The organism is Microbacterium maritypicum, from assembly GCF_008868125.1.
Taxonomy (GTDB): Bacteria; Actinomycetota; Actinomycetes; order Actinomycetales; family Microbacteriaceae; genus Microbacterium; species Microbacterium maritypicum.
Window position 1 is genome coordinate 170,875 of the sequence record NZ_WAAQ01000002.1, and the last position, 24,124, is coordinate 194,998.

Here is a 24,124-nt window from a genome sequence, read left to right on the forward strand (position 1 = left end):
GAAAAGACAAGCCGGCAGGACTCGGGAGGTGGATGCCACATGGCGCGCTCCGACGAGCAGAACCGGCTGGCCCGCGAGCGCGCCAGGGAGAACATCCTGCAGGCGGCGATCGAGACCTTCAGCGAACGCGGCGTCGCGGGTGCGAGCATCGCGGAGATCACCCAGCGCGCGGGTGTTGCGCAGGGGCTCGTGAACTACCACTTCGGTGGCAAGGAGCAGCTCGTCATCGCCGTGATCGATCGCTGGTTCGAGACGGTGCTCGGCTTCGCCCGAGTGGAGGGGACCCCCGACGAGATGCTCGCGGCGGTGATCGACGCCGCTCTCACGGCGACCGCCTACGCGATTCCGTTGCAGCGGGCCGTGCTGGCGATGCAGCAGCAGCCCTCGACGCACCGGCTGTTCGCGGTGTCGGAGGCGCGGCACGAAGCGGCGGCGACCGCCGCGGAGGACGCGGTTCGCGACCTGTTCCGCGCGCGGGGGGCGGAGGATCCGGCTCTCGAGGAGGTCATGCTGCGCAGCACGATCGAGGGTGTCTTCGTGAAGTCCGCCGTCTTCGGCGACACCTACCCGCTCGAGGAGGCGCGACGCTGGATGTTCCGGCGCTACGGTCTGCCGGAGCCGACGACGCCCATCGCGCCGCCGGTCCCCCTCCGCGACGGTGAACCGCGGCCTCGGGCGACAGCGGCGCTGCGCTCGGACGAGGAGCGCGCGGACGCATCCGCGTGACGAACAGTACGGACGCGGGGCCCGGTCGTGAACGACCGGGCCCCGCTGATTCTGACAGCGTTCGAGTGAACGGTGTCAGTTTCCGTAGAGTGCGACGACTCCGTCGGTGTCGACGCTCGTCATCGACAGATCGGCGGACGATCCGTTGCACTGCGGGTAGTGCATGATCGACGACGAGTCATACGGCGTCAGCGGACGCCAGTTGTTGTCCTCGAAGCAGGTGCCGGCCTCGGGGCGGGTGTGCTCGTGGCGGAAGCCGAGCACGTGACCGAGCTCATGACCCAGCACATTCGTCGGGGTCCAGGACGAGCCCGGGGTCCAGATCGAGTCGTCGATGAGGACGTTCTGCAGGCGCGGCGCCGTGCTGGGGAAGAAGGCCCGGGCGATGTACTGCGTCGTCTGCACGGGCTCCACGGAGAAGAGGACGGCGTTGTTGCGCGTCGTGCAGTTGGCATCGGCGCTGCTGTCGTAGATGAAGTCGATCTTCGAGGATGCGGCCTCCCAGAGCGCGGCGCCGCTTTCCATCGCGCTCACGACGTCGGCGTGACGTGCACCGAATGCCGTGCTGACGCAATAGGTGAGAGCACTCGCCTGCGCGTCGGACCACTTGTCGTCGATGCTGTTGACCGTGTTGACGATGAGGCCGTTGGTCACGGGATCGGCGCCCAGGAGCTGTTCGTAGAATGACCGCAGCTCGCCCTGGTTGGAGATCACCTCGTCCCCGTTGACGACGTAGGCTCCGTCGATGTCTCGGTAGGTCGACGCCTCGAACTCCTGGAAGGTGGGGATGTCGTCGGCGTCGGGTGCGGAGTTCGCGGCAGCGGGGATGACCGTGCCGAGGCAGAGCGCAGCAGCCGCGGTAGCGGCGAACGCCAGTTTTCTCGTGAGTCGCAAAGTACTTGTCCTTTTCGATCTGAACGATTCCGCGCGCCCCCTCGGTGCGCGGCCCTCGGGGAGAAAGGCGGGCAACTCTGCGTCGTCGATCGCTCCGAAGTCCGCTCACGGTAACCATGCCTCTCACGGGATCGCAAGGCATCTCCCGGCACGTTCACAGATTTCTGCACTCAGGTCAGAAATACCGAATGCTGTTCTGGTCGAACGTGCTGTCCGACGTCGCGAGAGGTCGGGGGTCAGGGGTGACCCATGCGGGCGAAGGCCCCCAACACGCTGCGCTCGGATGCCGTGAGGTAGCGCTCGAGCTCTTCGGTGGCCGCTTCGGGCCCGCGCTCCAGCAGCGCGGTGAGCACCGCGCGGTTGCGCCGGACGAACGGCTCATGCAGTGATCGCGGCTCGTCGATCTCGAGGAAGACGAGGCGCAGCTCGGCGGCGACGTCTCGGTAGGTGCGGGAGAGGCGTGCACTGTCGGCGAGGGCGACGATCGCGTCGTGGAAGGCCATGTTGGCGCTGCCGATGCGCCGCCAGTCCTCGTGCGGCAGCTGCTCCTCTGCCTCGGCCAGGGCATCGCGCATGAGCTGTACGGCGGGGTGCTCCGGCTCGGACTGGCGCAGCGCCGTGCACTCGATCACACGGCGGGCGCGGTAGATGTCGATCACGTCGGCGATGGTGGGGGATGCCACCGAGACGCCGCGATGCGGGATGTGTTCGACGAGCCCCTGCTCGGCGAGCACGCGGAATGCTTCACGGAGGGTGTTGCGCGAGACGTCGAACTGCTCGGCGAGGGCGGACTCGGACAGTCGCGACCCCGGAGCGAAGTCGCCGTCGATGATGCGCTGTCGGAGCACGTCGGCGAGCACGCCCTGCTGGTTCATGCCTTCATCGTAGGTGGCGCCGTGGTCGGATCGTCTGCGGGTGGCCGTGAGGGATCACACGAAAGCAACCGCTCTGTAGCACGGCCGTAACATGATTGTTGAACAATCGGGTTCTATCCGTTCTACACTGGGGGTCACCCGACACCCACCAACGACGATGGGAATCCCCCGCATGTCTGAGCAGACCACCGCCGCCCTCTCCCCGGAGGACGAGGCCCGCCTCTCGTCCGTCAAGAAGCGCGCGGGCCGCAGTGCCGTCATCGGCGCGATCTTCCTCATGGCCACCAGCGCCATCGGCCCCGGCTTCATCACGCAGACCGCCACGTTCACGGCGACGATGGGGGCGGCCTTCGCGTTCGCGATCCTCATCTCGATCCTCGTCGACATCGCGGTGCAGCTGAACGTCTGGCGCATGATCACCTCCTCGGGCAAGCGCGCCGGCGAACTCGCCAACAGCGCCATCCCCTTCTCGGGGCACCTGATCGCCGTGCTCGTCGTGATCGGCGGGCTGGCGTTCAACATCGGCAACATCGCCGGTGGTGGGCTCGGACTGAACGCTCTGCTGGGAATCGACACCAAGCTCGGCGGCATCGTCACCGCGGCCCTCGCGATCATCATCTTCCTCGTGAAGAAGGCGGGACCGGTGATGGACGTCGTGCTGGTCGTGCTCGGCATCGGCATGATCGTCATGACCGTGGTCGTGGCCGTCATCGCGCAGCCGCCGATCGGCGAGGCCCTGCGCCAGACGTTCGCGCCGGATGAACTGAACTTCGCCACCATCACGACCATCGTCGGCGGAACCGTCGGCGGGTACATCACCTACTCCGGCGCCCACCGCTACCTCGACTCCGGCCACACCGGACCGGAGCACGCCCGCTCCGTGATGCGTGCGGCGACCAACGGCATCCTCGTCACCGGCGTCATGCGTTACGTGCTGTTCCTCGCGATCCTCGGGGTCGTGGCCTCGGGCGTCACGCTCGACCTCTCCGGTCAGGGCGCGAACCCCGCCGGTCAGGCGTTCGGCGCGGTGCTCGGCGATGCCGGACTCCGCATCTTCGGCGCGATCTTCTGGGCCGCCGCGATCAGCTCGGTCATCGGGGCGGCGTACACCTCCGCCACCTTCCTCTCCACCTTCACCAAGAAGCTCAAGGGCGGCTGGCCCCTGCAGCTGGCGACCGTCGCCTTCATCGTGGTGTCGCTGGCGGTGTATCTGTCGATCGGCACGGCACCCGCGGCGATCCTCGTCTTCGTCGGCGGTTTCAACGGCCTGATCCTGCCGATCGGACTCACGGTGTTCATGTACATCGGCTGGTTCCGCCGGGACCTGCTCGGCTCGAAGAAGTACCCGATGTGGCTGCTCGTCGCCGGTACGCTCGTGACGCTGCTCACCTGGTACATGGGGATCGTCTCGGTCGGCCCCATCTTCGCCTTCCTCGGAATCGGAGCGTGATCGCATGACGTCGATCGACCTGAACTCGGACCTCGGCGAGAACGTCGCCGACCGGATCGTCAGTGACGATGCGAGCATGCTGCGCCTCGTCACGAGCGCCAACGTGTCATGCGGGTTCCATGCGGGGAGCCCTGAGGGCATCCGCGAGACGCTCGCAGCAGCAGTGCAGGGCGGCGTCGTGATCGGCGCGCATCCCGGCTACCGTGACTACGAGAACTTCGGACGAACGAAGGTCGACATCGACTCGGCCTCGCTGCAGGCGCACGTCGAGTACCAGCTCGGTGCTCTCGTGGGACTCGCCGCCGCTGTGGGCGGGAGGGTCTCGTACGTCAAGCCGCATGGTGCGCTCTACAACACGATCGCGCGCGACGAACGGCAGTCGAAGGCCGTCGTGGCGGCGATCCGCGCGATCGATCCGAGCCTGGTGCTGCTGGGGCTCTCCGGGGGCGTCGTGCTCGATGTCGCCGCGCGCGCCGGACTCGCGGTCGCCGCTGAGGCCTTCGCCGACCGCGCCTATCAGCCCGACGGGCAGCTGGTGTCGCGTACTGAGGAGGGGGCCGTGCTGCACGACCCGGATGCGGTCGCGGAGCGCATGGTGCGCCTCGCCTCGGAGGGCGTGATCCGTGCGATCGACGGCACCGACGTACCCGTGGTCGCGCAGTCGATCTGCGTGCACGGCGACAGCCCTGGTTCGGTGGCGATGGCGGCTGCGACCAGGCGGATGCTGCAGGACGCAGGCATCACGATCGCACCGTTCGCGGGCGCGCGATGACGAACACGGAACACCTCGTCTGATGCGCATCCGCACGGCATCCGATCATGCTCTTCTCGTCGAGGCGGACGACCTCGACGAGGCGATGCGTCTGAACCTCGCCTGGGAGGGCGTTCCCGGCATCGTCGAGCGCATCCCCGGCGCCCGCACCGTGCTCGTGCGCTTCGATCCGCTTCGCGTCTCGGCATCCGACCTTGCGGCCGCGCTCGCCGCGACGCCGATCGACACCGCGCATCTGCCCGGCACGGGAGAGGTCACGGTGCCCGTGCGGTACGACGGCGAAGACCTCGAGGAAGCGGCATCTCTGCTGAGCGTGACGGCGGAGGAACTCGTGAACCGGCACCTCGCTGCCCACTGGCGGGTCGCATTCTCCGGATTCGCCCCGGGCTTCGGATACGTCGTGAGCAGCGACCCCCTGTTCGATGTGCCCCGCCGTGCGTCTCCGCGCACCCGCGTGCCCGCCGGATCGGTCGCGCTCGCGGGGGAGTTCACCGGGGTGTACCCGCGCGAGAGCCCCGGCGGATGGCAGCTCATCGGACGCACGGATGCCGCGATGTGGGACATCGACCGGGACCCGCCCGCCCTGCTGTCGCCGGGGACCGCCGTGCGGTTCGAACGAGTGCGGGACGAGGCTCGGCTGGACGTGATGAGGCTGGACGCTGCTCGGCTGGATGGAACCGGAGGCTCTCCGGAGCCCGCCCGGCGAGCCGCGCCGCAACCCACTCCAGCCGATGCGGAGGGCGCGGGTCGCGGCGCGGAGGCGGCCGTCGAGGTCGTCCGTGCGTCGCTGCAGCTGCTGGTGCAGGATGCCGGGCGCTCGGGCTATGCCGCGCTCGGGGTCTCGGCATCCGGGGTGGCGGACCGCCGGGCGATGCGCGACGCGAACCGCGCAGTGGGCAATACGGCCCGGGCTGCGGTTCTCGAGAGCGTCGGGGGTGTCGTGCTGCGGTTCCGCGGAGCCGGTGTCGCCGCCGTCACAGGGGCTTCCGGCGCGCTCACGCTGGAAGAGGCCGGAGGAGGCGTTCGTCCTGTCACGCACGGCGAGCCCTTCGCCACCGTCGACGGCGACGAACTGACGCTCGGTCACCCCGAGCACGGGCTGCGCTACGTCATCGCGGTCCGCGGTGGAGTGGATGCGGCCCCGGCCCTCGGCAGTCGCGCCGCCGACACCCTCGCCGGACTCGGGCCCCTCGCACTGACAGCGGGCACGGTGCTCCCCATCGGCGACGCCGGCCGGCACGCCGTCGACCCGTCCGTCGTTGCGCGCGAGCTCCCCGCCCCCGGGGATCTCGTCGACCTGGAGATCACCCTCGGCCCGCGCGACGACTGGTTCACGACCGCAGCGGTCGAGACCCTCACCGGTCAGGAATGGACCGTCACGCCGCGTTCCGACCGCGTCGGCATCCGACTGCAGGGCCAGGTGCCGCTCGAGCGCGCCCTCGGAGGAGAGCTCCCGAGCGAGGGCGCCGTCACCGGCGCGATCCAGGTGCCGCCCGACGGACAGCCGGTCCTGTTCCTGCCCGACCATCCGCTCACCGGCGGATACCCCATCATCGGAGCGCTCACGGATCGCAGTCTCGACCTCGCAGGTCAGCTGGCTCCGGGAGTGCGCCTCCGCTTCACCGTCAAGGAGTCCTCATGACCACCGTGTCGACCGTGCCGACCACGCAGCGGGTCCTGATCGCGAATCGCGGGGAGATCGCGGTGCGCGTCATCCGCGCCTGCGCCGAAGCCGGGTACGCATCCGTCGCGGTCTATGCGGATCAGGATGCCGACGCTCTGCACGTGCGTCTGGCCGACGAGGCCGTGGGACTGGGTGGTGTCACTGCCGCCGACACGTACCTCTCCATCGATGCGCTGCTCGCCGCCGCACGGAAGTCCGGGGCGACCGCCGTGCACCCCGGATACGGATTCCTCTCGGAGAGCGCTGCGTTCGCGCGGGCCGTGGAGGACGTGGGGCTGGTCTGGATCGGACCGACGCCGGCGAGCATCGACGCGCTCGGCGACAAGATGACCGCCCGCCGTATCGCTCAGCAGGTCGGAGCGCCGCTGGCTGCCGGCACCGATGAGCCGCTGGCCGGGCCCGAGGAGGCCGTGGCGTTCGCCGAGCAGCACGGACTCCCCATCGCGATCAAGGCGGCATTCGGCGGTGGCGGTCGCGGGCTCAAGGTCGTGCGGGAGCTGTCGGAGGTCGCCGAGGCCTTCGACGCGGCCACCCGTGAGGCGGTCGCGGCGTTCGGCCGGGGGGAGTGCTTCGTCGAGCGCTTCCTCGAGAGCCCGCGACACATCGAGGTGCAGGTGCTCGGTGACGGGCTCGGCGGCGTCGTGGTCGTCGGCGATCGCGACTGCTCGATGCAGCGCCGAAATCAGAAGCTCATCGAGGAGGCGCCGGCTCCCGGCCTTTCCATCGAGCAGCGCACACGGTTCCACGATGCGGCGCGGTCGATCTGCGGTGAGGTGAGGTATCGCGGGGCGGGCACGGTGGAGTTCCTGCTCGCGGCCGACGGCACCATCTCGTTCCTCGAGGTCAACACCCGGCTCCAGGTGGAGCATCCGGTCACCGAGGAGGTCACCGGAACCGACCTCGTGCGCGAGCAGTTCCGCATCGCGTTCGGGGAAGGCCCGTCGATCGTCGAGACACCGAAGCCGGTCGGGCACGCCTTCGAGTTCCGGATCAACGCTGAGGACCCCGGCCGCGGTTTTCTGCCGAGCCCCGGTCGCGTCGAGCGGCTGCGGATCCCTGGTGGTCCTGGTGTGCGCTGGGACAGCGGCATCGAAGAGGGGGATGTCGTGCAGCCGGCGTTCGACTCGATGATCGCCAAGCTCATCGTGCACGCCGAGTCCCGCGACGCGGCCATCGTGCGCGCGCGACGGGCTCTGCGCGAGCTCACCGTCGAAGGCCCGGCGACGGTCATCCCGTTCGATGTGATGGCGCTCGATGACGAGGCGTTCGCCACGGAGTCCTTCGCGGTTCACACGCAGTGGATCGAGAGCGCCCTGCTGCCGAAGCTGGAGACGCAGGCGCGGCCTGCAGTCGTGCCGGAGGCTGCTCTTCAACGCTTCCCGGTCGAGATCGACGGGCGACGGGTCGTGCTCGGACTGCCCGCCGCGCTGCTGGCCGGATTCGGTCGGCCGGCCGATCCTGCGGCGGTGGCGCCCTCGGCCGATCCGGCAGAACTGCGCTCGCCGGTGCCGGGCACGCTCGTGCGGTGGCTCGTCGACGACGGAGCCGATGTGGGGGAGGGCGACCCGGTCGCGCTCCTCGACGCCATGAAGATGGAGACCACGGTCGCCGCCCACCGGGCAGGGATCCTGTCGCAGCGTGCAGAGCTCGCAGCGATGGTTCCCGCTGACGCCGTTCTCGCCCTCATCTCCTGAGCAGCCAGTCCTGCTCCGGTCGCACTTTCTGTCGTCTTAGAGGCCCGAGAGCGGCAGAAAGTGCGACCGGAGTGCGACCGGAGTATGCGCGGGAGTGATCAGGCGGGGTCTCCGCCGAGCGGGCCGACGGCTTCGAGCGGCTTCGGGTCGTCGGCACCCGTCTTGCGCAGGCGGGCGATCAGGTTGCCCAGGTGGTAGATCAGGATCGCCGCCACCGTGGCGATGACGATGCCGCCGAGCTCGAAGCCGGAGGCCTCGTCCTTGATCATGAACCCGCCGACGGCCATGATGAGCGCGACGGCTGCCGTGTACTGGTTGACCGGGCGCGAGAAGTCGACGCGGTTGTCGACCCAGATCTTGATGCCGATGACGCCGATCAGGCCGTACAGTGCGGTCGTCACGCCGCCGAGCACACCGGCGGGCACCGAGTTGATGACCTCGCCGAACTTGGGGGAGAGGCTGAGCAGGATCGCGGCTGCGCCGGCCACCCAGTAGGCCGCGGTGGAGTACACGCGCGTCGACGCCATCACGCCGATGTTCTCGCCGTAGGTCGTGGTGCCCGATCCGCCGAAGAATCCGGCGAGGGTCGTCGAGACGCCGTCGGCGATCAGCGCCTTGCCGGTCTGCTGGTTCACGGTCGCGTCACCGGTCATGGTCGCGACACCGCGTACGTGTCCGACGTTCTCGGCGATCAGCACGAGGACGACCGGGAGGAACATCGCGAGTGCCGTAAGGGTGCCGGGCTCGGTGAAGTTCGGGAAGGTGAAGGTGGGAAGACCGACCCAGTCGGCCTTCTCCACGGCCGAGAAGTCGAGCTCACCGCGGAACGCGGCGAAGATGTACCCGGCGATGACGCCGAGGAAGATCGAGATGCGTCCGAGGAATCCGCGGAAGACGACGGCGAAGAGGATCGTGATGGCGAGGGTGAACGTCGCGGTCACAGGGGCGGCGGCGTAGTTGTTGTGCGCTGCGCCCGCGAGGTTGAAACCGATGAGCGCGACGATGGTTCCGGCCAGGACCGGCGGGAGGAAACGGTCGACCCACTTCACACCGACCGTGTGCACCACGACGCCGATGATCGCCAGGAGCACACCGACCGCGACGATTCCGGCCAGGGCGGTTCCCATGTTCGCGGAGGCGGTCGCGGCAGTGACCGGTGCGATGAAGGCGAACGACGAGCCCAGGTAGCTGGGCAGCTTGTTGCGGGTTACAAGAAGGAACAGGATCGTGCCGACGCCGCTGAAGAGCAGCGTGGTGGCGACCGGGAACCCGGTGATGATCGGCACCAGGAACGTGGCGCCGAACATGGCCACGACATGCTGGAGACCGATCGCGATCGTGGCGGGCCAGTTCAAACGCTCATCGGGACGGACGACGGCGCCGGGCTCGACCGTGCGGCCGTTTCCGTGCAGCTTCCACAGGGCCATGCGGGCTCCTCAAGGTTCGGGGGATGGCAGGGGTGCCGGAGCAACACTACCGATTCCTGAGTTTTCCCTGAGCGCCCACCCCCCCTCGCATGTGAAGGTGTGAGCGACGGATGCATGAGGGTCCCGCGGCCGAGAGTCATGCATCCGCCCGATCGTCATGCATCCGTGCGGAGGTCGGACCCCGGAGGTCGGACCCGGAGGTCGGACCCCGGAGGTCGGACCCCGGAGGTCGGACCCCGGAGATCGGGACCCGGCGATCGGGAGCGCTCAGGCGCCGAGGCGCTCGATCAGCTCGCGGTAGCGGTCGGCGGTGCGTGCGACGATATCTTCCGGAAGCAAAGGCGGCTCGCCCTGCTGGTCCCAGTTCGCGGCCATCCAGTCGCGCACGATCTGCTTGTCGAAGCTCGCCATCCGCTCGTTCGGCGTCGTACCGGTGCGCCAGGCCTCCGCATCCCAGTACCGCGAGGAGTCGCTCGTGAGCACCTCGTCGGCCAGGCGCAGGGTACCGTCGGCATCCGTCCCGAACTCGAACTTGGTGTCGGCGAGGATCAGGCCCTTTTCCTCGGCGATCGCCGCCGCGCGGGCGTAGATCGCGAGGGAGGTGTCGCGCAGTTCGGCCGCGCGCTCGGCGCCGACCAGCTCGACGGCGCGCTCGAACGTGATGTTCTCATCGTGCTCGCCCATCGGTGCCTTGTAGGCCGGGGTGAACAGCGGCTCCGGCAGGCGGTCGCCGTTCTGCAGGCCGGCGGGCAGCGGAATGCCGCAGACGGTGCCGCTCTCCTGGTACTCGACCCAGCCCGACCCCGTGATGTAGCCGCGCACGACGCATTCGATCGGCAGCATCTCGAGCGACTGCGCGAGCATCGCCCGATCGGCGACCGCATCCGGGAGCTCGCCCTCGGCGATGTGGTTGGGGAAATCGGAGAGCTGTGCGAACCACCAGCGGCTCAGTCGCGTCAGCAGGGCACCCTTTTCGGTGATGCCGGGGGAGAGCACGAAATCGAAGGCGCTCACGCGGTCGGAGGCCACGACGAGGATGCGCGTGTCCGCCGGATCCTCCGAGGCGTACAGGTCGCGGACCTTGCCCGAGTAGATGTGCCGCCAGCCGGGAATGCTCTGTGCCGTGCCTTCTGAAGGTGTGCTCACCCGCCCATTATCCCGGTTCCCGCGGTTACCGAATGCCGTGGTCCCGGTGTCAGAGGGGCGATCTAGCCTGGTGGCATGACGGACGACATCCTCACGCCGCGTCTTCGACTCTCGCGTCCGGTCGAGGGCGATCTCGACGCGCTGTTCGCGATCTCCGCCGATCCGCGGGTGTGGACGCACTATCCGTCCCTTCGGCATCAGCGACCGGAAGACACTCTTGCGGGCATGGCGCGCTGGGAGGCGAGCTGGGCCCGCGCCGGGTTGGGATCGTGGGTGGTCCGGTTGCGTTCCACGGGTGAGGTGATCGGCAACGGCGGGTGCACGCTCCTCGGCGACGCGGTCTGGAACCTCGGGTACCGGCTGTCGGCCGATCATCACGGGAACGGGTACGCCACCGAACTCGCGTTCGCCGCTGTCGAGCAGGCGCGTGCGGTCGATCCCGACCGCCCCGTGATCGCCTATCTCGTCGAGCACAACCATGCGTCGGCGAAGGTCGCCGAGAAGGTCGGCCTCGAACTCGTCCACAGGGCACCGGATGCGGGCAACCCCGATCCGTCTGTCTGGCGCCTCGTCTACGCGGACCGTCCGCTCGATCCGGCCCAACTCACAGCCGTGTCGCTGTAGAGAAGGCGGATCGCAGCTGTTCGCTCCGCCGAAAGAGGCGTATAGTCCACATGGACTATTTGAAGTGAGGGGCATGGCGAAGGACGCTGTCGATCGGCTCACCCCCATGGGCGTGATGGTGCTCGCGCTGCTGCGCGAGGGCGACATGCACCCCTATGAGATGGTGCGTCTCATGCGCGCCCGTCACGACGACCGCCTGCTCACGATCACCAACGGGACGCTGTACCACACGGTCTCCCGACTGCACCGCGCGGGTCTGATCGACGAGTTGGGCATCGACCGCGAGGGCAACCGCCCGGAGCGCACCACCTACGCCCTGACGGAAGCCGGACGCGAAGCGGTCATGACGTGGGTGCAGCGCGAGCTGCCCCGCATCGATCGCCCTGCGGACTTCCGTATCGCGCTCGCCGAGGCGCACAACCTCGAGCGACCTGAGGTCATCGACCTCCTGAGGGCGAGGCGCCTCGCCCTCGTCGAGGATCACGCGAGGCACCGCGACGGTCTCCACTCGGCCCGGGAGAAGAGCGTTCCCGAGCAGGTGCTCGTCGAGATCGAACGCCAGGAGGCTCTGCTGGCCGCCGAGCTCGGCTGGCTCGACTCCCTCCTCGACCGCCTCGAGACCCAAGTCCTGCCGTGGGGTCCCTCGGCATTCCAGAACTCAGACCGCTACCGCGCTCAGCGAAAGGCCGCACAGCAATGACAGATACCCCTCGCGACGGAGACCGCCCGCCGGCGTCCGCGCCCTCGACCTCCGGTCCGTCGACCGGCACCTACTCCGCGGGGCACAAGCCCACGAGCCCGTGGCCTGCCCTCTGGGCGCTGGTCATCGGCTTCTTCATGATCCTCGTCGACACCACGATCGTGTCGGTCGCGAACCCGGCGATCAAGGCGGCGCTCGACCCGAACACGAACAACCTGGACAACGTCGTGTGGGTCACGAGCGCCTACCTGCTCGCCTACGCCGTGCCGCTGCTGATCACCGGACGCCTGGGTGACCGGTTCGGCCCGAAGAACATCTACCTGATCGGCCTCGCGGTCTTCACTCTCGCCTCGCTGTGGTGCGGACTGTCGACGACCCTCGAGGGTCTGATCGTCGCTCGCGCCGTGCAGGGCCTCGGTGCCGCGTTCATGACTCCGCAGACCATGGCCGTGATCACCCGCACCTTCCCGCCGGACCGCCGCGGCGCCGCGATGGGCCTCTGGGGCGCCACTGCCGGTGTCGCCACCCTCGTCGGCCCGCTCGTCGGCGGGCTGCTCGTGGACGGGTTCGGCTGGGAGTGGATCTTCTTCGTGAACATCCCGGTCGGCATCGTCGCCTTCGTGCTCGCCTGGCGCCTGGTCCCGAAGCTGGCGACTCACTCGCACCGCTTCGACGTCGTGGGCGTGGTGCTGAGCGCCGTGGCCCTCTTCCTCATCGTGTTCGGTCTCCAAGAGGGGGAGAAGTACGACTGGGGTGTGATCTGGGGTCCGATCTCCGTGTGGAGCCTGATCATCGTGGGACTCGTGGTGCTCGGACTGTTCATCCTGCAGCAGGCCAAGACCCGCAGCGAGCCCCTGGTTCCGCTCGAACTGTTCCGCGACCGCAACTTCTCGGGAGCGAACGTGGCGATCGCCGCGGTCGGCTTCACGGTGACGAGCATGTCGCTGCCGATGATGTTCTTCCTCCAGACCGCGCGGGGTCTCACCCCCACCGAGGCCGCGCTGCTGCTGATCCCGATGGCCGTGCTCTCGGGCGTTCTCGCTCCGGTCGCGGGGAAGCTGCTCGACCGCGTGGATCCGCGCATCATCCTGATCCCGGGGCTGCTCTGCGTCGCCGGGGCACTCATCTGGTACTCGGCTCTGATCAACATGGACACCGCGATCTGGATGTTCCTGCTGCCCTCCGCGCTGATGGGCGTCGGCAACGCCGGAATGTGGGGTCCGCTCGCCACGACCGCGACGCGCAAGCTCCCGCCGCGCCAGGCTGGTGCAGGTGCCGGCATCTACAACACCACCAGGACCATCGGTTCGGTCATCGGCTCGGCCTCCATCGCCGCGTTCATGCAGTCCCGGCTCGAGGCGAACCTTCCGGGTCTCGCGGATGCGCCGGCGGGTGGCTCCACCGGAGGGACGCTGCCGCCCCAGGTGGCCGAAGGCTTCGCCGCAGGCATGTCGCAGGCGATCCTGCTGCCGGCGTGCGTGATGGTGGTCGCCCTCATCGCCTCGCTGTTCCTCGGCCGCTATGACAAGACGGAGGCTGCGGCGCCCGTGGCCGCGCGCCCCGAGTAGTCGACGACCCTCCCTCCACAATTGATCCCGAGAGGTGTGTATCCCGCACCTCTCGGGATCGTCTTCGTTCGCGCCCTGGAGAGGGAGGGCGATCACGTGACCGTCACCCCGTGCCTGCGGTCATGCGAGTGCGCGGGCACCGATTCTTCTTCTACAGCAACGAGGGATCGGAGCCCCCGCATGTGCACGGGGAGCGGGCGGAATTCACCGCGAAGTTCTGGCTGCCCCCAGTAGAATCGGCCGCGAAGACGAGATTCGACGACCGAGAGCTGCGACTGCTTCGTCGGTTGATCGAACACCGACGCGATCTGATCGAGGAGGCGTGGCATGAGCACTTCGGTGGATGACGCTGTCGCGGTCGGCGTCGTGATCGATGAGCGCGAACTGCACGTGCGGATGAAGGACGGACGCACGATCAGCGTTCCTCTCGACTGGTTCCCGCGGCTAGCCGCTGCGAGCGTCGCGGAACGTGCGGTCTGGCGCTTGATCGGCGTCGGGGAGGGCATCCACTGGCCGCAGCTCGATGAAGATGTCTCCATCGCCGATCTCCTCCGAGGTCGCTGACAGGTTTTGCGGTGGTCCGGCGAATGTGGTGTCATCGGGCGATGACGATCGCACTCTCACGACCGAGCATCGACCTCTTCGACTCCTGGGCCGCCGCGGTGGCCGAGTTCGAGGGCGGACACATCGACGGCGCGGGTATCGAGAAGGGTTTCGTCCCCGACCGGGCCGCTTTCGACGAGTTCGTCGAGCGCGCAGAGCTGTACGCCACACCCGGCGCCGAGCTCCCGGAGGGCCACGTGCCGTGCGATTACTACTGGATCACCGAGGGCGACCACGTCGTCGGCTTCCTCTCCTTCCGCCGCGAACTCAACGACCACCTCCGCCGCTTCGGCGGCCACATCGGCTACTCCGTGATCCCGACGAGGCGTCGCGAGGGGATCGTGCGCGAGGCTCTGCGCCTCATGCTGCGCGCCGCGAAGGCCGACGGCTACGACCGCGTGATGCTCACCTGCGACGACGACAACATCGGCTCCATCCGCACCATCGAGGGGGCCGGGGGCGAGCTCGAAGACGTGATCGATGCGCCGGAAGCCGGGCAGCCCCTGGTACGGCGCTACTGGATCGACGTTTCGGGCACACGACTCGCCGCGAGCTAGGGTAGATCCTCGGCGGTCGTCCGGTCGCTGCTGTCGACCCGGGGAGCACACGTCGTGATCCGAAACCCATCCGCCGCGGTGAGCCGTCTGCGCCGCTCGGTGCGCACCGCAGGTGCTGCCGCGCTCGTCGCCTTCGTCGCCGTCGGAGCGCTCCTGGCCGGAGCCGCACCCGCCACCGCCGCGAGCGACGGCGACAAGTACGTCATCGGTACGGACACGACGTTCGCGCCGTTCGAGTTCACCGATCAGGACGGCGACCTCGTCGGCATCGACATGGACCTGCTCCGTGCGATCGCGAAGGACCAGGGGTTCGAGGTCGAGATCCGCCAGCTCGGCTTCGACGCCGCCGTGCAGGCGCTGCAGTCGAACCAGGTCGACGCGGTCATGGCCGGTATGTCGATCACCGAGGAGCGGCAGAAGGCCTTCGACTTCAGCGAGCCGTACTTCACCAGTGGTGTCCAGCTCGGCGTGCTCGAAGCCAGCGACATCCAGTCGCTCGACGACCTGGACGGCAAGACCGTCGCCGTCAAGACCGGTACGCAGGGGCAGACCTTCGCCGACGAGAACAAGGACGAGTACGGCTTCCGGGTCACTCCGTACCAGGACACGACCGACATGGTCGATGCGGTCAAGGCCGGTCAGGCCGTCGGCTACTTCGAGGACTTCCCCGTGCTGGCCTACGGCATCCAGCAGGGGTCCGGCTTCCGCCTCATCGGTCAGCCGGAACTGGGCGGCGAGTACGGCTTCGCGGTCAACAAGGGCCAACACCCCGAGCTGATCGAGAAGTTCAACGCGGGACTCTCGAACCTGAAGGCGTCCGGCGAGTACGACAAGATCGTCGACACGTATCTCTCCGGCGGCGAGAAGTCCACGCAGCCCACCGATATCATCTCGGTCGCGGTGCAGTACTGGCCCGCACTCATGGAGGGCCTCTGGCTCACGATCCTCGCGACGATCGTCGCCATCGTGGCCGCGTTCATCCTGGGGCTCGTCTTCGGCTTCGGTCGAGTCTCGAAGTTCGCGCCGTTCCGGTGGATCGCCACCGCCTACGTCTACGTCTTCCGCGGCACCCCGATCCTCATCCAGGCGTTCTTCGTGTTCTTCGCGATCCCGCAGCTGTTCCCCGGTCTCACGTTCAACCCGTTCGTCGCCGGTGCCATCACGCTCTCGCTCAACACGGGTGCGTACATGACGGAGATCATCCGCGGTGGCATCCAGGCCGTCGATCCCGGACAGAACGAGGCCTCGCGCTCGCTGGGTCTCGGACACTGGAAGACGATGCAGAAGGTCGTGCTCCCGCAGGCGTTCCGCATCATGATCCCCTCGTTCGTCAACCAGGGCATCATCACCCTCAAGGACACGTCGCTGATCAGCGTGATCGGCCTCGCGGAGCTGACGTTCGTCTCCCGTCAGATCATCGCCTCGACGTACCTGTCGGCCCAGGTGCTGACGATCGTCGCCATCATCTACTTCGTCGTGATCACGCTGCTGACGCTGCTCGCGAACCGCCTGGAGAGGACGTTCAACGCATGAGCAAGATCCTGGTGCAGGACCTGCACAAATCGTTCGGTGACAACGAGGTGCTCAAGGGCATCAACCTGGCTGTGGAGGACGGCGAGGTCGTGGCGGTCATCGGGCCTTCGGGCTCGGGCAAGTCCACCCTGCTGCGCTGCCTCAACAAGCTCGAGGAGCCCACGTCAGGGCACGTCGTCATCGACGGCGTCGACCTGACCGACAAGAGCGTGAAGCTCGACGAGGTGCGTCAGCGCATCGGCATGGTGTTCCAGCACTTCAACCTGTTCCCGCACATGACCGTGCTCGAGAACATCACGCTCGCGCCGGTCGAGTGCGGGAAGATGACGAAGGCCGAGGCGCGTGAGCGGGCGCTGTCGCTCCTGGAGCGGGTCGGTCTCTCGGAGAAGGCGGATGCGAAGCCGGCGTCCCTTTCCGGCGGGCAGAAGCAGCGCGTGGCTATCGCCCGTGCACTTGCGATGGACCCCGAGATCATGCTGTTCGACGAGGCCACGAGCGCGCTCGACCCGGAGATGGTCGGCGAGGTGCTGCAGGTCATCCGCGACCTGGCCTCCGGCGGCATGACCATGGTGCTGGTGACGCACGAGATGGGCTTCGCCCGCGAGGTCTCCGGCCGCACGGTCTTCATGGACGGCGGCGTCGTCGTCGAGGAGGCCCCGCCCGCAGAGCTCTTCGGCTCGCCGAAGAACGAGCGCCTGAAGGACTTCCTCTCGAAGGTCCTCTGAGGGGCGTCCGCTCCGCGCTCCACGCATTCGCATCGACTTCCCGTGCACTCGCCGAGTGCACGGGAAGTCTGCGTAGGGAGGTCGTGCGCTCGCGGAGGCTATTCGGCGACGCGGGCGGCGATGTCGGTGCGGTAGTGCGATCCGTCGAGGCGGATGTGGGCGATCGCTTCGTAGGCCCGGTCGCGCGCAGTGCGGAAGTCGGAGGCGACGGCCACCACGTTCAGCACACGGCCACCCGTGGCGATGAGCGATCCACCGGGCGCATCCGGGCTCGCGGTCGCGGCGTGCACGAGGCGGACGCCTTCGACGGCGGCGGCGTCTGCGAGGCCCTCGATGGGCCGCCCGGTCTGCGGCGCCTCGGGGTAGCCCTCGCTGGCCAGCACGACCGTGATCGCCACCTCGTCGCTGAACACGGGCTCGGGCTGGTCCTCGAGGGTTCCGGATGCCGCGGCGAATAGCAGCTCCGACAGCGGGGTGACCAGCCGCGGCAGCACGATCTGCGTCTCGGGGTCGCCGAAACGCGCGTTGAACTCGATGACGCGCACACCCGCCGGGGTCAGGATCAGCCCCGCGTACAGCAGACCGATGAACGGCGTGCCCTCGGCGTCGAGCTGACGGACCACGGGGAGCGCCACGTCGCGCGTGACCTCCTCGACGAAGGCCTGCTCGCTGCCGAACTGCTCGGCGAGCCAGGGCAGCGGCGAATAGGCGCCCATGCCACCCGTGTTGGGTCCGGCGTCGCCGTCGAGCGCACGCTTGAAGTCCTGCGCGGGGCTGAGCGCACGCACGGTGTCGCCATCGCTCAGGAAGAAGAGGGAGACCTCGGGGCCGGAGAGGAACTCCTCGATCAGCACCGGGCCGGCGGGAAGATACTGTTCGGCGTGCGCGAGGGCCTCGGCGCGGTCGGACGTGACGATGACGCCCTTGCCCGCAGCCAGACCGTCGGCCTTGACCACGTACGGGGCACCGAGTTCGTCGAATGCGCTCTCGACCTCGGCGGTGGTGGCGGCGCGGACGGCGCGACCGGTGGGCACACCGGCGGCGTCCATGACCCGCTTCGCGAACGACTTCGAGCCCTCCAGCTGTGCGGCCGCCTTGCCCGGTCCGAACACGGGGATGCCCCGCACCCGCAGGGCATCGGCGACGCCGGCGACGAGGGGAGCCTCCGGGCCCACCACGACCAGGTCGATCGCGTGCTCGTGCGCGAATGCGGTGACCGCCCCGCCGTCGAGGGGATCGACCGAGACAGGGGTCGCATCCTGGGCGATGCCGGCGTTGCCGGGAGCGACGAAGATCTCGTGCTCCGTCTGCTCGGCCCGCAGGGCGAGGATGATCGCGTGCTCACGGGCACCGGAACCGAGGACGAGAATCTTCACCCGTCCAGACTACCGAGGGTGGCGCTCCGGATTTCGGTCCGGCTCAGAGGTCGACGGTCCGCTCCACGGTGGCGTCCCACGGCACGGTCCAACCGGCCGCGTCGAAGAGCGCGTCGAGCACCATCGCGGTGAAGCCCCAGACGATCGTGCCGTCGACGTCGAACGCCGGGCCGCGGAACGTGTGCCCCATCCGTGTGATGGTCGATGTGAACCGGGTCTCCGGGTCGAGCAGCTGCGCGACGGGCACGCGGAACACCTCGACCGTCTCGGCATGGTCGACCGCCACGACCCGCGAGGGCGACCTCCACCACGCCAGCACCGGCGTGACGAGATGGTTGCTCGCGGCGAGTGGGATCACGGGCAGCGTGGCCAGGATCTCGACGCCGGTCGGATCGAGCCCGGTCTCCTCCTCGGCCTCGCGCAGGGCCGTCGCGACGACATCGGCATCGCCCGGGTCCACGCGGCCGCCGGGGAAGGAGACCTGTCCGGGATGTGAGGAGAGCGTGGGCGCGCGCCGCTGCAGCAGCACGTCGAGGTCACGCGCGACGGCGGGGCCGGTGGTGGACGCGGGGATGCGATCGAGCACGCCGAACAAGATGAGCACGGCCGCATCGTGGGCACTCTGCGGGTCGGCGAGTGGGGGGATGCGCACTCCCCACGAGTGGTCGGCGACGGCCGTGAGCAGCTCGGCGCGGGCGCCCTGGGGATGCATACTCATGCGTCCGAGCTTAGAACTCGTCTCGCACGGTCGGTCGTAGTCTGGACTGATGGCCAGGAAGATCGACATCGCGGACGGGCGCACGGCTCTCGATGCCGTCCGCGCCGCGGAGGCCGCGGGTGCGAAGCCGCAGCGCACCGACCTCGCCACCGCCGTGCGCTACCTGCTGCAGCTGCTCGACGAGAAGGCACCGGGCAACAGCGTCGAGGTGCGGGTGCCGCCGTTCGGTGCGGTGCAGGTCATCCAGGGTCCTCGACACACCCGTGGTACGCCGCCCAACGTCGTCGAGATGGATGCCGCGACCTGGATCGCCGTCTCCACCGGCGCGGAGCGATGGGCGGATGCCGCGTCCGGCGGACGCATCCACGCGTCCGGCACGCGTGCCGACCTGAGCGACGTCCTTCCCGTGCGTCCGTAGCGCGACCGTGCGGACAGGGTCGGCGGAGAGGGCGTCGGCCTTCTGACGCACTCGGGCGCGGTCGATCGACGGTGCGGATCAGGCCCGCTTGGCGCGCGCGATCTCGTCGGTGACCTGCTGCACGTCGGCGGGGTCGGCATCCCGCGCGAGGGCGACGTAGTGGTCCATGACGGCCGGTCGGTATCGCACGTGCATGGTCTGCCCCGGTGCGAGCCGGGTGAGCGCGGTGATCGTGAGATCCTCGTCGGCGATACCGCGGAACGACGTGCCCTCGACCGTCTCCACATCGAGCATCAGCACGACGCGCGGGTTGCCGTCGCTGCTGACCTCGCGCCAATCGACGAGAACACCGAGCGCGAGCACCCCGTCGCGCAGTTCCGCCTTGCGCCTGCGTGCCTTCGCGCTCAGCAGCGGGTTCGGGGTGACCCCGGGGAAGGCGGGCCCGACGCCGAGCGATTCCCGACTCAGATCGGGCCTGAGCTGGTCCATCAGATCGCTGAGGCTCTGCCTCTTCTTCTTCGAACCGAACATCCTCGCCCTCCCTCGCATCGGCGCCGGATTCTCGGCCTGGCGCGTCGCCGTCATCGTGATTGTATGTCGCCGACCGACACGGCTTCGCGCGATGGCTCGTCGTCGGGGTGATGCGCGAAGGGGCGGGGATCGCGCGCTCCGCACGTCTGCCGATCTCGGTGACCGACAGCCCCCTGCGGGCGGAGCGTGGACGGTGGGTCAGGCGCGATCGTGGAGGGTGATCCGGTACCCGTCGGGGTCGGCGAAGGTGAAGGTCCGTCCGAAGGGTCCGTCGATCGGGTCCGCGACGATGGTGTGGCCATCGGCGAGGAGCGCGTCGTGGATGGCCTGCACGTCGGTGGCGTGGAGCCAGATCGCAGCGCCGATGCCGGGTTGGGCTACATCGGTGAAATCGGTGTCCGGTGCGACGTCACGGAGGGCGAACGCGATGGGTCTCGTCTCGAAGACGACGGCGTGAGGGGGACCGGCCGGAGAGCGGACGAGGCCGAGATAGTGCTCGTAGAACGCCTGCGAGGCGGCGAGATCGCGTGCCTGCAGGGAGATGAAATCGGGGCCGGTGACGGGCATGAGGGGAGTCCTTCGTTTCGTGTCAGTTTTCTGACATGGGTCAGCGTATGTCAGAATACTGACATGAGTCAAGACCGCGCCGGCATCGACCTCGACACCTCGTTGGGCTACCTGCTCAAGGAGGCGTCCAGTGCCCTGCGCGCGGCGATGGAAGAGGTCCTGCGCCCGCTCGGGATGACCATCACCCACTACTCCTGCCTCGAACTGCTCGCGCAACGGCCCGGCCTGTCGAATTCTGAGCTCGCACGCGGCGCCTTCGTCACGCGGCAGTCCATGAACGTGCTGCTCCAGGCGCTGGAACGGGACGGGTTCGTGACCAGACCGACGGAGGCTCCGGTCGGCAAAGCCCTCCCCGCCCGCCTCACCGATCGCGGTCGGGAGAGCCTCGCGACCGCGACTGCTGCCGTCCGCTCGGTCGAGGTCCGGATGCTGTCCGGCATGAGCGAGGGCGAGCAGGCCGGAGCGTTGAAGATCCTCCGGAGCATGATCCGCTCGCTGCGCGAGGAGTCCTAGCCCGGCTCGGATCAGCGCCGCGCGACCACCAGGGGGACCCCCGTCACGGGGTGCGGGAACACGTCGACCGCTTGGCCGTAGACCTGCTCGATCCGGCCCGCCGTCAGCACTTCCGCGGCGGTGCCCGTCGCTGCCACCCGGCCGTCGGCGAGGAGCGTGACGCGGTCGGCGTGCGCGAGCGCGGCATTGAGGTCGTGCAGCACGATGGCCACCGCGATCCCGGCATCCGCACGCCCACGGATCAGCCGCATGACGTCTTCGTGGTGCTTCAGGTCGAGGGCGGCGGTCGGTTCGTCGAGCAGCAGGATGCCGGTGCTCTGGGCGATAACGCGGGCGAGGGCGACCCTGGCGCGCTCGCCGCCGGAGAGGGAGGGCACCGCGCGGGCACTGAGCGCCGTCACCTCGGTCTGCGCCATCGCCGTGGACACCCGCTCGTCGTCATCGTCAGCCGCGGGCGTGCGCGCCCAGGGCGTCCGCCCCATGCGCACGACCTGCTCTGCGCTGAAGGGGAAGGTGACGGTGTTCTCCTGCAGAAGCACGGCACGCTGCTGGGCGAGCATGCGCGGCTTGACGCGGTCGATCGGCTGGCCGTCGAGCTCGACCGAACCGGCCTGTGCCATGACGTCTCCCGCGAGCACCCCGAACAGAGTGGACTTGCCCGCCCCGTTCGGCCCGACGAGGGCGTGGATCTCTCCGGAATGAATCTCGATGGACGCGTCGTCGAGGATCGTCCGCCCCTCGCCGACACGGACCGTGAGTCCCGCTCCGCGCAGCCGCACGGTCATGCCCATCCTCCCGAGCGACGCCGCGTGCGCACGAGGAGCCACAGGAAGAAGGGGCCGCCCACGAGCGAGGTGATCATGCCGATCGGCAGGTCGGCGAGCGGCACGGCGGTGCGTGCGACCAGGTCGGCGACCGCGATGAGCAGTGCGCCGCCGAGAGCCGAGGCGATCACGAGCGGCAGGTGGGCGGGGCCGATCAGCATGCGCATGAGATGCGGCACGACGAGCCCGGCGAAGCCGATGATGCCGGCGAACGCCACCGCCGCGCACACCAGGAGGGCCACGGTGACGATGACCACGATCCGCAACAGCTCGACGTTGACGCCGAGGTGCCGGGCGGTGCGCTCGCCGAGGGCGAAGAGGTCGAGACTCGGGGCGACGATCAGCGCGACCACCACGCCGATCAGCACGAGCGGAGCCACCAGCTGGATGTTCGACCACAGGGCCCCGTTGAGTGAGCCGAGCTGCCAGAACACGATCTGCTCGCGAGTGGATGTGGTGCCGAGAAAGGTGAGGAAGGCCATCCCGGCGCCCGCGATCGCATTGATCGCGATGCCCGTGAGCAGGAGGGTCACGACCTCGGTGCGGCCGCCGGAGCGACTGATGAAGTACACCGAGAACACCGCGATCAGGCCGCCGAGGAACGCGAAGGCGGGTGTGGTCCACATCCCGAAGGTCGCCAGCCCGAACGTGATGCTCGCCGCAGCGCCCAGCGCGGCACCCGAGGAGACGCCGACGACCCCCGCATCCGCGAGCGGGTTGCCGAAGATCGCCTGCATGAGAACGCCCGAGACGGCGAGGGCGGCGCCGACGAGGAGGCCCAGCACGATGCGCGGCATCCGCAGATTGAAGATCACGCCGTAGTCGGTGGAAGCTGTCGGCGCCCACGCGGTGTCGATCCCGACCCCGCGCAGCAGCACGCCGATCAGGGAGGTGGGGGAGAGGTCGTACTGCCCGCTCGTGATCGACACGATCCCGGTGATCGCGAGAGCGACCATCAGGCCGACCGTCACCAGGGCGAACCGCAGGCCCCGGTACCTCGTCGGAGTCGGGGTGGCGACCTCCCCGGTCACGTCGCGGGCTCGGGGGCGTACAGGGCGCGGGCCAGGGCGCCGATCACGTCGGCGGTGCGCGGGCCGAAGCTGAGGATCTCGCTGTCGGCCATGTCGATCACGCGACGGTTCACGCCGGCAGGGGTCTGAGCCACGGCGGGGATCCGCTCGATGAGTCCGTCGATGCCTCCCACCGATTCGAGGCCGTCCGTCATCATCACCAGCACGTCCGGCTGTGCGGCGACAAGGGCTTCGGCGGTCATCGGCTTCATGCCCTCCCAGCCGATCTCGGCCGCCACATCGACGCCGCCGACCGCGTCGATCAGGGAGTCCGCTCCGGAGTCCTCACCGAAGATGTAGTACACGTTGGCGCTGCCGCGCACGTAGAGGAAGAGCATCCGGGCGCGGTCGGCCTCGTCGGTGGGCACGACGGCGGCGATCTCTGCGAGCGTCTCGTCGACGGAGGTGTCGAGCCGTGCGATGAGGGTCTCACCCCGGCGCGGCACCCCGAGCGCAGCGGCGATCTCGGTCACCAGCTCGTCGGTGGTGTCGAGACGGCGATCGCTGGAGATCACGACGACGGCGATGCCCGCGTCGCGCAGCTGCTGACGGACCTCCTTCGGACCGATCGTGGTGTCGGTGAGGACCACGGTCGGCGCCAGCTCGAGAATCGCCTCGGCGTTGAGCGTGTGGCCGGTCTTGGTCACGACCGGGAGCTCTTCGGTGCCGGCGAAGACGGTGGAGGCGTCGCGGCCGACGACCTGGTCGCCGAGTCCGAGCGCGAACACGGTCGACGCGATCGTGCCCGAGATGTCGATCGGGAGGATGCGGTCGATGTCGGCGATCTCGACCTCGTGGCCTTCGCTGTCGGTCACCGTCACAGGCAGCTTCGGAGCGCTGTCGTCGTCGACGGGCTCGATCGCATGGGTCGAGAGGCAGGCGGTGGAGGGGCCGGTGTGGCCGCGCACGTCGTCGATCAGGTCGAGCGCATCGAGCGGGACGGATGCCTGAGGGCAGTCGTCATCCGCGGCGGTAGCCGGTGCGGCCGTGGCCCCCGGCTCTGCGCACGCCGTGAGCCCGACGGTGAGAGCGGCGACGAGGATAAGGGCGGAGACGCGACGCATTAGGCAAGGCTATCCTAAAACTTGACGCGCGATGATGCGCACCTCTACGCTCGGGGTCGACGGCT

Annotated in this window: 26 protein-coding genes; 15 read left to right on the top strand and 11 right to left on the bottom strand. The window is 68.8% G+C overall.

Annotated elements, in window-relative coordinates; all coding sequences use genetic code 11:
- The first annotated feature begins 39 nt into the window (after positions 1-39).
- Positions 40-726, top strand: coding sequence for a TetR/AcrR family transcriptional regulator (locus F6W70_RS11590; RefSeq protein ID WP_235563379.1), 687 nt, complete (start codon positions 40-42; stop codon positions 724-726).
- A gap of 75 nt (positions 727-801) precedes the next feature.
- Here the strand turns inward: F6W70_RS11590 and F6W70_RS11595 are convergent, their stop codons facing one another.
- Both F6W70_RS11595 and F6W70_RS11600 read right to left on the bottom strand, forming a co-directional pair.
- Positions 802-1,620 carry a matrixin family metalloprotease gene (locus F6W70_RS11595; protein WP_055869336.1) on the bottom strand — a complete coding sequence of 273 codons (819 nt, stop codon included), beginning with the start codon at positions 1,618-1,620 and terminating at the stop codon, positions 802-804.
- A gap of 236 nt (positions 1,621-1,856) precedes the next feature.
- Positions 1,857-2,495, bottom strand: a complete 639-nt coding sequence (locus F6W70_RS11600) for a GntR family transcriptional regulator (protein ID WP_017831303.1) — start codon at positions 2,493-2,495, stop codon at positions 1,857-1,859.
- 172 nt (positions 2,496-2,667) lie between these two features.
- On the opposite strand from F6W70_RS11600, the gene F6W70_RS11605 reads away from it, so the two are divergent.
- From F6W70_RS11605 to F6W70_RS11620, 4 genes are read left to right on the top strand one after another with little or no spacing between them, the layout of a single operon-like run.
- Complete coding sequence (locus F6W70_RS11605; RefSeq protein WP_151486799.1) at positions 2,668-3,945, top strand: NRAMP family divalent metal transporter; 1,278 nt, start codon at positions 2,668-2,670, stop codon at positions 3,943-3,945.
- Positions 3,946-3,949: 4 nt separating this feature from the next.
- The gene (locus F6W70_RS11610; RefSeq protein WP_151486800.1) at positions 3,950-4,717 is read left to right on the top strand and encodes a LamB/YcsF family protein; all 768 of its coding nucleotides are present in this window, start codon (positions 3,950-3,952) and stop codon (positions 4,715-4,717) included.
- Between the two features lie 22 nt (positions 4,718-4,739).
- Entirely contained in the window at positions 4,740-6,359 is a 1,620-nt protein-coding gene (locus F6W70_RS11615; RefSeq protein WP_151486801.1) for a 5-oxoprolinase subunit B/C family protein, read from the top strand.
- On the top strand, positions 6,356-8,095 hold the full coding sequence (locus F6W70_RS11620) for an acetyl/propionyl/methylcrotonyl-CoA carboxylase subunit alpha (protein ID WP_151486802.1): 1,740 nt from the start codon (positions 6,356-6,358) through the stop codon (positions 8,093-8,095). Before F6W70_RS11615 ends, F6W70_RS11620 begins: the two co-directional genes overlap by 4 nt.
- Before the next feature lie 98 nt (positions 8,096-8,193).
- Here F6W70_RS11620 and F6W70_RS11625 read toward each other — a convergent pair whose 3' ends face one another.
- Entirely contained in the window at positions 8,194-9,522 is a 1,329-nt protein-coding gene (locus F6W70_RS11625; protein WP_017831308.1) for a uracil-xanthine permease family protein, read from the bottom strand.
- A gap of 267 nt (positions 9,523-9,789) precedes the next feature.
- Positions 9,790-10,668 carry a phosphoribosylaminoimidazolesuccinocarboxamide synthase gene (locus F6W70_RS11630; RefSeq protein WP_055869353.1) on the bottom strand — a complete coding sequence of 293 codons (879 nt, stop codon included), beginning with the start codon at positions 10,666-10,668 and terminating at the stop codon, positions 9,790-9,792.
- Between the two features lie 75 nt (positions 10,669-10,743).
- On the opposite strand from F6W70_RS11630, the gene F6W70_RS11635 reads away from it, so the two are divergent.
- From F6W70_RS11635 to F6W70_RS11670, 8 genes are all read left to right on the top strand, one after another.
- Positions 10,744-11,292: a GNAT family N-acetyltransferase gene (locus F6W70_RS11635; RefSeq protein WP_055869356.1), complete on the top strand. Its 549-nt coding sequence runs from the start codon at positions 10,744-10,746 to the stop codon at positions 11,290-11,292.
- A gap of 73 nt (positions 11,293-11,365) precedes the next feature.
- Entirely contained in the window at positions 11,366-11,992 is a 627-nt protein-coding gene (locus tag F6W70_RS11640) for a PadR family transcriptional regulator (protein ID WP_151486803.1), read from the top strand.
- Positions 11,989-13,560 carry an MFS transporter gene (locus tag F6W70_RS11645; protein WP_151486804.1) on the top strand — a complete coding sequence of 524 codons (1,572 nt, stop codon included), beginning with the start codon at positions 11,989-11,991 and terminating at the stop codon, positions 13,558-13,560. The genes F6W70_RS11640 and F6W70_RS11645 overlap by 4 nt, the downstream gene beginning before the upstream one ends.
- A gap of 122 nt (positions 13,561-13,682) precedes the next feature.
- Complete coding sequence (locus F6W70_RS11650) at positions 13,683-13,907, top strand: DUF4160 domain-containing protein (RefSeq protein WP_151487233.1); 225 nt, start codon at positions 13,683-13,685, stop codon at positions 13,905-13,907.
- Positions 13,888-14,124: a DUF2442 domain-containing protein gene (locus tag F6W70_RS11655; protein ID WP_036323853.1), complete on the top strand. Its 237-nt coding sequence runs from the start codon at positions 13,888-13,890 to the stop codon at positions 14,122-14,124. The genes F6W70_RS11650 and F6W70_RS11655 overlap by 20 nt, the downstream gene beginning before the upstream one ends.
- A gap of 41 nt (positions 14,125-14,165) precedes the next feature.
- Positions 14,166-14,720, top strand: a complete 555-nt coding sequence (locus tag F6W70_RS11660; protein WP_151486805.1) for a GNAT family N-acetyltransferase — start codon at positions 14,166-14,168, stop codon at positions 14,718-14,720.
- Positions 14,721-14,774: 54 nt separating this feature from the next.
- Entirely contained in the window at positions 14,775-16,253 is a 1,479-nt protein-coding gene (locus F6W70_RS11665; protein WP_055869370.1) for an amino acid ABC transporter substrate-binding protein/permease, read from the top strand.
- Positions 16,250-16,978, top strand: a complete 729-nt coding sequence (locus F6W70_RS11670; protein WP_017831317.1) for an amino acid ABC transporter ATP-binding protein — start codon at positions 16,250-16,252, stop codon at positions 16,976-16,978. The genes F6W70_RS11665 and F6W70_RS11670 overlap by 4 nt, the downstream gene beginning before the upstream one ends.
- Positions 16,979-17,076: 98 nt before the next feature.
- On the opposite strand, the gene purD is transcribed toward F6W70_RS11670, so the two are convergent.
- Positions 17,077-18,354, bottom strand: a complete 1,278-nt coding sequence (purD, locus tag F6W70_RS11675) for a phosphoribosylamine--glycine ligase (RefSeq protein WP_055869373.1) — start codon at positions 18,352-18,354, stop codon at positions 17,077-17,079.
- A 43-nt stretch (positions 18,355-18,397) separates the two neighbouring features.
- Positions 18,398-19,072 carry an NUDIX hydrolase gene (locus F6W70_RS11680; protein ID WP_055869376.1) on the bottom strand — a complete coding sequence of 225 codons (675 nt, stop codon included), beginning with the start codon at positions 19,070-19,072 and terminating at the stop codon, positions 18,398-18,400.
- 49 nt (positions 19,073-19,121) lie between these two features.
- Here F6W70_RS11680 and F6W70_RS11685 point away from each other — a divergent pair, with 49 nt between their 5' ends.
- Positions 19,122-19,490, top strand: coding sequence for a sterol carrier family protein (locus tag F6W70_RS11685; protein WP_055869379.1), 369 nt, complete (start codon positions 19,122-19,124; stop codon positions 19,488-19,490).
- 78 nt (positions 19,491-19,568) lie between these two features.
- Here F6W70_RS11685 and F6W70_RS11690 read toward each other — a convergent pair whose 3' ends face one another.
- Together F6W70_RS11690 and F6W70_RS11695 are read right to left on the bottom strand one after the other, a co-directional pair.
- Entirely contained in the window at positions 19,569-20,075 is a 507-nt protein-coding gene (locus F6W70_RS11690; RefSeq protein ID WP_318278878.1) for a hypothetical protein, read from the bottom strand.
- Positions 20,076-20,219: 144 nt separating this feature from the next.
- Complete coding sequence (locus F6W70_RS11695) at positions 20,220-20,588, bottom strand: VOC family protein (protein WP_055876529.1); 369 nt, start codon at positions 20,586-20,588, stop codon at positions 20,220-20,222.
- A gap of 63 nt (positions 20,589-20,651) precedes the next feature.
- On the opposite strand from F6W70_RS11695, the gene F6W70_RS11700 reads away from it, so the two are divergent.
- Positions 20,652-21,101, top strand: coding sequence for a MarR family winged helix-turn-helix transcriptional regulator (locus tag F6W70_RS11700; RefSeq protein WP_151486806.1), 450 nt, complete (start codon positions 20,652-20,654; stop codon positions 21,099-21,101).
- An 11-nt stretch (positions 21,102-21,112) separates the two neighbouring features.
- Here the strand turns inward: F6W70_RS11700 and F6W70_RS11705 are convergent, their stop codons facing one another.
- Genes F6W70_RS11705 through F6W70_RS11715 form a run of 3 tightly spaced genes read right to left on the bottom strand, consistent with a single transcriptional unit; the run spans position 21,113 to position 24,059 of the window.
- Positions 21,113-21,892, bottom strand: a complete 780-nt coding sequence (locus F6W70_RS11705; RefSeq protein ID WP_444899233.1) for a heme ABC transporter ATP-binding protein — start codon at positions 21,890-21,892, stop codon at positions 21,113-21,115.
- Positions 21,883-22,956 carry a FecCD family ABC transporter permease gene (locus tag F6W70_RS11710; RefSeq protein WP_055869388.1) on the bottom strand — a complete coding sequence of 358 codons (1,074 nt, stop codon included), beginning with the start codon at positions 22,954-22,956 and terminating at the stop codon, positions 21,883-21,885. Before F6W70_RS11710 ends, F6W70_RS11705 begins: the two co-directional genes overlap by 10 nt.
- On the bottom strand, positions 22,953-24,059 hold the full coding sequence (locus F6W70_RS11715) for a heme/hemin ABC transporter substrate-binding protein (RefSeq protein WP_151486808.1): 1,107 nt from the start codon (positions 24,057-24,059) through the stop codon (positions 22,953-22,955). Before F6W70_RS11715 ends, F6W70_RS11710 begins: the two co-directional genes overlap by 4 nt.
- Between the last annotated feature and the right edge of the window lie 65 nt (positions 24,060-24,124).